Below are 7,646 nucleotides of genomic sequence, written 5' to 3' on the forward strand. Positions count from 1 at the left end.
ATGTCGGAGTCGACCGGTTGGAGGGGCTCGGGCGTGGCGGCGAGCAGCACGTCGTGCTCGGCGTACTCGGCGTCGGTCAGGTCGGAATGGGCAGACATGGGCGGTCTCGGGCAATGGGTCTAGGCGTGATTGTCACGCCGCCGCGGCCTGCGGTCGTGCGGCTTCGACCAGACGTTGCCGCAACCACTGGTGCGCACTGACCCGGTCGTGCCGCATGTGCCACATGGCCTCGACGTGGATGCGTGCCATCGCCATCGGCAGGGGCCGCTCCACCAGCTGCGCCCTGTAGCCCGTGGCGTCGACAAACGACGCCGGCAGCACGGTGAGCAGGTCGCTGCGCGACACCACCCGCCCGGCGGTGAAAAACTGGTTGACCGTGAGCACGATGCGCCGCGAGCGGTTCAGCGCGGTGAGGGCCTGATCGACAAAACCGTGCGGCCGGCCTGAAAAGCTCACCAGCAGGTGGTGCGCGGCGCAAAAGTCGTCGAGCGTCAACTCGCCCTCGGCCAGCGGGTGGCCGCAACGCATCACACACACGTATTCGCTTTCGCCCAGGCGCTGATGGTGCAGCGCGCTCTGCTGACCGCGCGTCGCCAGCTCGGCCACCGCTTCGGGGAAGTAACCCACCGCGACGTCGGCCTCGCCGCGCTCGAGCAGCGCACGCGGGTCACGCGTGGTCAGCGGCAACACCCGCAGGTTGACCAGCGCCTGGCTTGCTTCGATGTGCGCCACCAAGGGCGGCAACAGCACCGCGGCGGTGGCGTCGGCCATCGCCAGGCGGAAGTTGATGCTGTCGCGCTGCGGGTCGAAGTCACCGGGGTCGAGCACGGCGCGCAGCTGGGCCAAAGCCGCCTGCACCTCGGGCCACAACATTTCGGCGTAGGGGGTCGGCACCACCCCGTGGGTCACGCGAGTGAGCAGCTCCTCACCGACAGACTCCCTGAATCTCCGCAAGGCATTGCTCACCGCCGGCTGGGTAAGGGCCAAGCGCGAGGCGGCGCGGGTGAGGTTGCGCTCTGACATCACCGCGTCGAACACCCGCAGCAAGTTCAGGTCGAGGGTCTGGAAGTTCATGCGCCCTTGTACCAAGACATTTGCGCGGTGAATATCACGGATTCACATTCTTGATTGGGCAGACACTAGTGTTAACCCTTATGATTGCCCTCAATGACGCTCCAAGTGGGGCGACAGAGATGCCCCGAAGGAGCACACCATGAGCAACACCATCAGCCTCCAAGTTCCCCAAACCCGCACCGCGCCGCGTTTTGCCGCACCGCTGGGCGAGTTGTTTGCCGCCGTCATCGCGCTGTTCAACCGGCCCCGTCCTGCCGCACCCCGCTACCCATCGCGTGAAGCCGCACGCGTTCGCGCCATGGCCCACCGCTACGAGAGCGCCGACCCGCGCTTCGCCTCGGAGCTGTATGCCGCGGCCGACCGCCACGAAATGCTTTACGGCAATTGATTTCGCCCGTCACCGAGCGACCAACAAAAAGCCCGCACGAAGCGGGCTTTTTTGTGGGCGTTAGAAGCTGATCAGGCCGCCAAACGCTTTTCCAGCCTGGCCTTGGTCGCCGTCAGCTCGGCCGGCAGGTGGTACGCCAGCTGCGTGAACAGCTCGGCGTGCAGGTCGAGCTCGGCACGCCAAGCGGCCTTGTCGATGTCGGTCACCTGGTCGAACTGGGCCTGGCTGAAGTCCAGCCCCTTCCAACTCAGGTCTTTGTACTGCGGGCTCACGCCGAAGATGTTTTCGACGCCCTGGCCCTGGCCTTCGACGCGCTCTAGCATCCACTTCAGCACACGCATGTTCTCGCCGTAACCCGGCCAGACAAACTTCCCGTCATCGCCCTTGCGGAACCAGTTGACGCAGTAGACCTTGGGCAGCTTGCCGCCTTCGGCTTCGAGGCGTTTGCCCAGGTTGAGCCAGTGCTGGAAGTAGTCGCTCATGTTGTAGCCCATGAAGGGCAGCATGGCGAACGGATCACGGCGCACCACACCTTGCTGGCCGGCAGCGGCGGCGGTGGTCTCGGAGCCCATGGTCGCGGCCATGTAAACACCTTCGACCCAGTTGCGCGCTTCGGTCACCAGCGGCACGGTGGTCGAGCGGCGGCCGCCGAAGATGATGGCGTCGATCGGCACACCCGCCGGGTTGTCCCACTCGGCGTCGAGCGCCGGGTTGTTGATGGCGGCCACGGTGAAGCGGGCGTTGGGATGCGAGGCCTTGGCGCCGGTTTCCTTGGCGATCTTGGGCGTCCAGTCCTTGCCTTGCCAGTCGATCAGGTGCGCGGGCGGCGTGTCGGTCATGCCTTCCCACCACACGTCGCCGTCGTCGGTGAGCGCCACGTTGGTGAAGATCACGTCGCGCTTCAAACTGTCCATGCAGTTGGAGTTGGTCTTGGTGTTGGTGCCGGGGGCCACACCGAAGTAACCGGCTTCGGGGTTGATGGCGTACAGGCGGCCATCTTTGCCGGGCTTGATCCAGGCAATGTCGTCGCCGATGGTGGTGACCTTCCAGCCTTCAAAGCCGGCCGGCGGGATCAGCATCGCGAAGTTGGTCTTGCCACAGGCGCTCGGGAAAGCAGCCGCCACGTGGTGCTTCTTGCCTTCGGGGCTGGTCACGCCCAGCAGCAGCATGTGCTCGGCCAGCCACCCTTGGTCGCGGCCCATGGTCGAGGCGATGCGCAGGGCCAGGCACTTCTTGCCCAACAACGCGTTGCCGCCGTAACCGGAACCGTAGCTCCAGATCTCGCGGGTCTCGGGGTAGTGGACGATGTACTTGGTGGTGTTACACGGCCAGGCCACGTCTTTCTGGCCGGCTTCGAGCGGGGCGCCCACGGTGTGCACGCAGGGCACGAAGACGCCGTCTTCACCCAGCACGTTGAGCACCGCACGACCCATGCGGGTCATGATCTTCATGTTGACAGCCACATACGGGCTGTCAGACAGTTCCACGCCGATGTGCGCGATCGGTGAACCCAGCGGGCCCATGCTGAACGGCACCACATACAACGTGCGACCGCGCATGCTGCCTTTGAACAGGGCGGCGTCCCCGGTTTGCAGCAAGGCGCGCATCTCGGCCGGGGCCATCCAGTTGTTGGTGGGGCCGGCGTCTTCTTTTTTCTCGCTGCAGATGAAGGTGCGGTCTTCGACACGCGCCACGTCGCTCGGGCTGCTGCACGCCAGGTAGCTGTTGGGGCGCAGCTCGGGTTTGAGCTTCTTGAAGGTGCCGGCGGCCACAAGCTGGGCGCACAGGCGGTCGTACTCTTCCTTGCTGCCGTCACACCAGTACACGTCGCGTGCTTCGGTGAGCGCAGCCACCTCGGCCACCCAGGCAACCAGGCGGGCATGTTTGACATAGGCGGGCACGTTCAAGCGCAAGCCCTCCATCACGGGTCGGTTCATGGTCAGTCCAATCATCAAAGTTAAAGCGGGATCGGGCGAGCCTCTTTGTTCACCTGAAGACAGGTTCAGAGGGGGCTCGCCCCATGCCGCACGGACATCCGAAAAGATTGTCATCTCAATGTAATCGCGCTGTAACCACCGGGTCTTAGGGGGTCATGCAACTTTTGCATGCAGCTATGCCGCGGTGTTGTGAACTTGTGCCGCAGGGCGGGTGAAAGCGGCCGGGCGCCGGGCGTCATCACCGCCTTAAGATCATCGAATGACGCTTGATCGCCGCTCCATCCTGGCCGCATTGGCCGCTTCTGCCTGGCCCGCCGCCCACGCTGCGCAGCGCAAATCGCTAACCGACCCGATGCGCCTGGGCGTCGAGCGGGCCCTGATCGATTCGGGTCTGGCGAGCCAGTTTCAGAAAGGTTTCGGCCGTGACACCGGGGTGGCGGTGCAGCTCGTGCCGGGCTTGAGCGCCTACCTGCTCGACACCCTGGAGCGCGGCGAGATCGACGCCGCCATGACCAATGCGCCGGAGCTCGAGCTGAAGCTCGAGAAGCAGGGCCTGGCCCATGACCGCCGTCTGGTCGCGACAGGCGATTTCGTGCTGGTCGGCCCACTCGAAGGTGTCGGCAAGAAGGCCAAGGACCCGGTCGGCGTGGCCAAGGAACCCGACATCGCCTTCGCGCTGGCCAGGATCGCCGACGCAAAAGCCCGCTTCATCGGCGGTCCCAATGGCAGCGGCGCGCATGTCGGTTCGCTGGCACTGTGGCGCGCGGCCAAGGTGTCACCGGCGGCGCCCTGGTTCGTCGAAAGCAAGGCCGACCCGCTGCAACAGGCCATCGCCGAGAACGCCTACACCCTGGTGGAACGGGGCGTGTGGGTGGCGCGTGGCCGCAAGCCGCTGGCGATCATGGTCGAGGGCGACGCACGCATGGTGAACGAGGTGCATGTGATGCGCTCCTTCCGCGTCAACCACCCGGCGGCCAAGCTGTTTGGGCAATGGGTGGGTGGCCCGCAGGGCCGGCGCGTCGCGGGCAGCCTGCGCGGCTGGCGACCCGCGCCGCGCTAGCGCCAACGATGCGGCATGATTCCCGCCATGCCGCACACCCTGATCAGCGTCAACGTCAGCCTGGCCCGCGAGGTCGTGATCAACGGACGCAAGGTCATGACAGCCATCGGCAAGCTGCCGGTGGCGCAGCCGGTTGCCGTCAAGCCGCTCGGTTTGGCGGGCGACGAACAAGCCGACCTCACGGTGCACGGCGGCCTCTCCAAGGCGGTCTACGCCTACCCCTCCGAGCACTATCCCTTCTGGCAGACGGTGCGCGCCCAGGCCAAGGTGGCGCTGTGGGATGAAGCCCTGCCGCGGGGCAGCCTGGGCGAAAACCTCACCCTCGCGGGTCTGCTGGAAAACCAGGTCTGGATCGGCGACGTGCTGCGCTTTCCGCACTGCGAGCTGGCGGTCAGCGAGCCGCGTTTCCCCTGCTTCAAGTTCAACGCCGCGATGGGTTTCAACCAGGCCACCAAGCTGATGGCGGCCAACGGCTGGTGCGGCTTCTATCTGGCGGTGCGGGTGGCCGGCACGCTGCAGGCGGGGGAGCAGTTCGAGCTGATCCCGGGCCCACGCGAGGTGGGCATCCAGGAGCTGTTCCGCGCGCGGCTGAATGCCGCGCACAAACGTTAGGCGGTCGTGGCGCCTTCGAGCGTCGGGTAGTCGGTGTAACCCTCTGCCCCACCGCCGTACAACAGCGCCGGCTTCAGCGCATTCAAGGGCGCGTCTTCCTTCAGGCGGCGTACGAGGTCGGGGTTGCTGATGAAAGGCCGGCCGAAAGCCACCAGGTCGGCCGCGCCGCTCGCCACCACGTCCATCGCCATCTGCCGGTTGTAGCCGTTGTTGACCATCCAGGCGCCGGCGGGGTGGTTGGCCTTGTACAGCCGGTGCAGGGCTTCGTAGTCGAACGGTGCCACGTCGCGCGCACCGCCGGTCTGGCCTTCGATGAGGTGCAAGAAGGCGAGCTTGAGCGGCGCAAGCTGCTCCACCACATGGTTGAACAAGGTCTGCGCCTGGCTGTCTTGCCCCGCGTCGTTGCTGGGGGTGACCGGGCTCAGGCGCAGGCCGGTGCGGCCGGCGCCGATCTCGGCCACCACGGCCTGCATCACTTCGAGCAGCAGGCGCGAGCGGTTTTCGATCGAGCCGCCATACGCGTCGGTGCGGTCGTTGATGCTGTCGCGCAAAAACTGGTCGAGCAGGTAGCCGTTGGCGCCGTGCACTTCCACCCCGTCGAAGCCCGCCGTGATGGCGTTGCGCGCGGCCTGGCGGTACGCAGCAATCAAGCCCGGAATTTCATCGAGCCGCAAGGCGCGCGGCTCGGAGGTGTCGGCAAAGCCGCCTTTGATGAATGTCTTGCCCTGGGCCACGCGCGCGGTCGACGACACCGGCGCCTGGCCGTTCGGCTGCAGGCTCACGTGCGACACGCGCCCCACGTGCCAGAGCTGGATCACGATCTTGCCGCCCTGCGCGTGCACCGCATCGGTCACCTTCTTCCAGCCGGCGATCTGCTCGGGGCTGTAGATGCCGGGTGTGTCGAGGTAGCCCTGGCCTTCGGGGCTGATCTGGCTCGCCTCGGTGACGATCAGGCCGGCGTTGGCACGCTGGGCGTAGTAGGTGACGGCCAGCTCCGACGGCACCTGGTTCGCCGCCGCGCGGTTGCGCGTGAGCGGGGCCATGACGATGCGGTTGGTGACGGCAATGTCGCCGATGCGGGTGGGTTCGAACAAGGAAGGCATGGGGGTGGCTCTGCGTGTGTGGATGCGGGATGGTAGGGAGGCCAGGTCAAGGCCGCTTGCGCAAGGTCAAAAGCCTTCGAGCACCACCTTGCCGCGCGCCACGCCACTCTCGATGAAGGCATGCGCGCGTTTGAGGTTGGCGGCGTTGATCGCACCAAAGTGCTCGCCCAGCGTGCTGCGGATGCGCCCTTCGTCGACCAGCTGCGACACCCGCGTGAGCAGATCGTGCTGGGCTTGCATGTCGGGCGTCTGGAACATCGAGCGGGTGAACATCGACTCCCAGCGCAGCGACAGGCTCTTGCCCTTGAGCAGCATCACGTCGAGCGGCACGGCCGGGTCGTCGATCAGGCTGAGGCGGCCCTGCGGCGCCAGCGCCTTGACGATCTCGGCGTAGTGCAAATGCGTCTGCGTGAGGCTGGCCACGTGGCTGACGCTCGGCAGGCCGATGCGCTGCAGCTCGGCCGTGAGCGGCAGGGTGTGGTCGATGACGTGGTGGGCGCCCAGCTCGCGCACCCAGGCCTGGGTCTCGGCGCGCGAGGCGGTGCCGATCACGGTCAAACCCGTGAGTTGGCGCGCCAGCTGCGTCATGATCGACCCGACCCCACCGGCGGCGCCGACGATCAGCAAGGCGCCCTGGGTTTTGTCATTCACCTCCAGGCGGTCGAACAACACCTCCCAGGCGGTGATGGCGGTCAGCGGCAGCGCCGCCGCCTGCGCAAACGAGAGTGACGCCGGCATGCGCCCGACGATGCGCTCATCCACACACTGCAGCTCGGCATTGCTGCCCGCTCGGGTGATGTCACCGGCATACCAGACCCGGTCACCGGGCTTGAACAGCGTGACCTGCGGGCCCACCGCCTCGACGATGCCGGCGGCGTCCCAACCCAGCACCTTGTGCTCACCGGCCGGCGGTGCGGCGCGCACACGCACCTTGGTGTCGACCGGGTTGACCGACACGGCGTGCACCCGCACCTTCAGGTCGCGCGGGCCGGGGCTGGGCTCGGGCAGGGTCACGTCGATCAGCGACTCGGCAGCGTCGATGGGGAGGGACTGGCGGTAGGCAACGGCTTTCATCTCATAACTCCGGGGGTTGGATTCGATGGTTGGACTGTAAAACCCAGCCTCCCGTTTGATAATCACCCCACAAACACAATCAGCTTCAACAAACTTTTGAAGATGAACCTGCCCGCCGACCTGCAACTCTCCCAGCTCCAGCTCTTTGTGCGCCTGGCCGAAGCCGGCACGCTGAGCGCCGCAGCGCGCCAGCTGAACCTCACCCCGGCCGCCGCCAGCGCCGCGCTGAAGCGGCTCGAAGCCGCGCTCAAGGTGCGCCTGGTCGAGCGCTCCACCCGCTCGATGCGGCTCACACCCGAAGGCGAGCTGCTGCGCGAGCACGCCGAGCGCGCCCTGGGGGTGCTCGACGACGCCCGCTCGCTGCTGGGCGCGCAGCGCGAGCGGCTCGAAGGCGAGGT

At 66.6% G+C, this 7,646-nt stretch carries 8 protein-coding genes; 4 read left to right on the forward strand and 4 right to left on the reverse strand.

Going from position 1 to position 7,646, the window contains the following annotated elements:
• Positions 1-132: 132 nt before the first annotated feature.
• Positions 133-1,074, reverse strand: a complete 942-nt coding sequence (locus RMO40_RS00370) for a LysR substrate-binding domain-containing protein (protein WP_309714849.1) — start codon at positions 1,072-1,074, stop codon at positions 133-135.
• Between the two features lie 139 nt (positions 1,075-1,213).
• Here RMO40_RS00370 and RMO40_RS00375 point away from each other — a divergent pair, with 139 nt between their 5' ends.
• Positions 1,214-1,462, forward strand: coding sequence for a hypothetical protein (locus RMO40_RS00375; protein WP_309714851.1), 249 nt, complete (start codon positions 1,214-1,216; stop codon positions 1,460-1,462).
• Positions 1,463-1,533: 71 nt separating this feature from the next.
• On the opposite strand, the gene RMO40_RS00380 is transcribed toward RMO40_RS00375, so the two are convergent.
• Positions 1,534-3,399 (reverse strand): phosphoenolpyruvate carboxykinase (GTP), encoded by a 1,866-nt coding sequence (locus tag RMO40_RS00380; protein ID WP_309714853.1) that lies wholly within the window; start codon positions 3,397-3,399, stop codon positions 1,534-1,536.
• A gap of 259 nt (positions 3,400-3,658) precedes the next feature.
• Between RMO40_RS00380 and RMO40_RS00385 the strand changes: the two genes are divergently transcribed.
• The gene (locus tag RMO40_RS00385) at positions 3,659-4,459 is read left to right on the forward strand and encodes a substrate-binding domain-containing protein (RefSeq protein ID WP_309714855.1); all 801 of its coding nucleotides are present in this window, start codon (positions 3,659-3,661) and stop codon (positions 4,457-4,459) included.
• A 27-nt stretch (positions 4,460-4,486) separates the two neighbouring features.
• Positions 4,487-5,071: an MOSC domain-containing protein gene (locus RMO40_RS00390; protein WP_309714856.1), complete on the forward strand. Its 585-nt coding sequence runs from the start codon at positions 4,487-4,489 to the stop codon at positions 5,069-5,071.
• Here RMO40_RS00390 and RMO40_RS00395 read toward each other — a convergent pair.
• Positions 5,068-6,174, reverse strand: a complete 1,107-nt coding sequence (locus tag RMO40_RS00395; protein ID WP_309714858.1) for an oxidoreductase — start codon at positions 6,172-6,174, stop codon at positions 5,068-5,070. The two genes, RMO40_RS00390 and RMO40_RS00395, sit on opposite strands and share 4 nt — an antisense overlap.
• Positions 6,175-6,240: 66 nt before the next feature.
• A complete protein-coding gene (locus RMO40_RS00400; protein WP_309714860.1) occupies positions 6,241-7,248 on the reverse strand; it encodes a zinc-binding alcohol dehydrogenase family protein in 1,008 nt (335 codons plus the stop codon).
• A 102-nt stretch (positions 7,249-7,350) separates the two neighbouring features.
• Between RMO40_RS00400 and RMO40_RS00405 the strand changes: the two genes are divergently transcribed.
• On the forward strand, positions 7,351-7,646 hold a 296-nt coding region (locus RMO40_RS00405), incomplete at its 3' end, for a LysR family transcriptional regulator (protein WP_309714862.1).

This window comes from Rhizobacter sp., from assembly GCF_031412075.1.
Classification (GTDB): domain Bacteria; phylum Pseudomonadota; class Gammaproteobacteria; order Burkholderiales; family Burkholderiaceae_C; genus Rhizobacter.

What these genes read in the sequence shown, in the direction of transcription:
- RMO40_RS00400 (WP_309714860.1), bottom strand. Translation starts at nt 7,248, where the DNA reads ATGAAAGCCGTTGCCTACCGCCAGTCCCTCCCCATCGACGCTGCCGAG.
- RMO40_RS00375 (WP_309714851.1), top strand. Translation starts at nt 1,214, where the DNA reads ATGAGCAACACCATCAGCCTCCAAGTTCCCCAAACCCGCACCGCGCCG.
- RMO40_RS00380 (WP_309714853.1), bottom strand. Translation starts at nt 3,399, where the DNA reads ATGAACCGACCCGTGATGGAGGGCTTGCGCTTGAACGTGCCCGCCTAT.
- RMO40_RS00385 (WP_309714855.1), top strand. Translation starts at nt 3,659, where the DNA reads ATGACGCTTGATCGCCGCTCCATCCTGGCCGCATTGGCCGCTTCTGCC.
- RMO40_RS00395 (WP_309714858.1), bottom strand. Translation starts at nt 6,174, where the DNA reads ATGCCTTCCTTGTTCGAACCCACCCGCATCGGCGACATTGCCGTCACC.
- RMO40_RS00370 (WP_309714849.1), bottom strand. Translation starts at nt 1,074, where the DNA reads ATGAACTTCCAGACCCTCGACCTGAACTTGCTGCGGGTGTTCGACGCG.
- RMO40_RS00390 (WP_309714856.1), top strand. Translation starts at nt 4,487, where the DNA reads ATGCCGCACACCCTGATCAGCGTCAACGTCAGCCTGGCCCGCGAGGTC.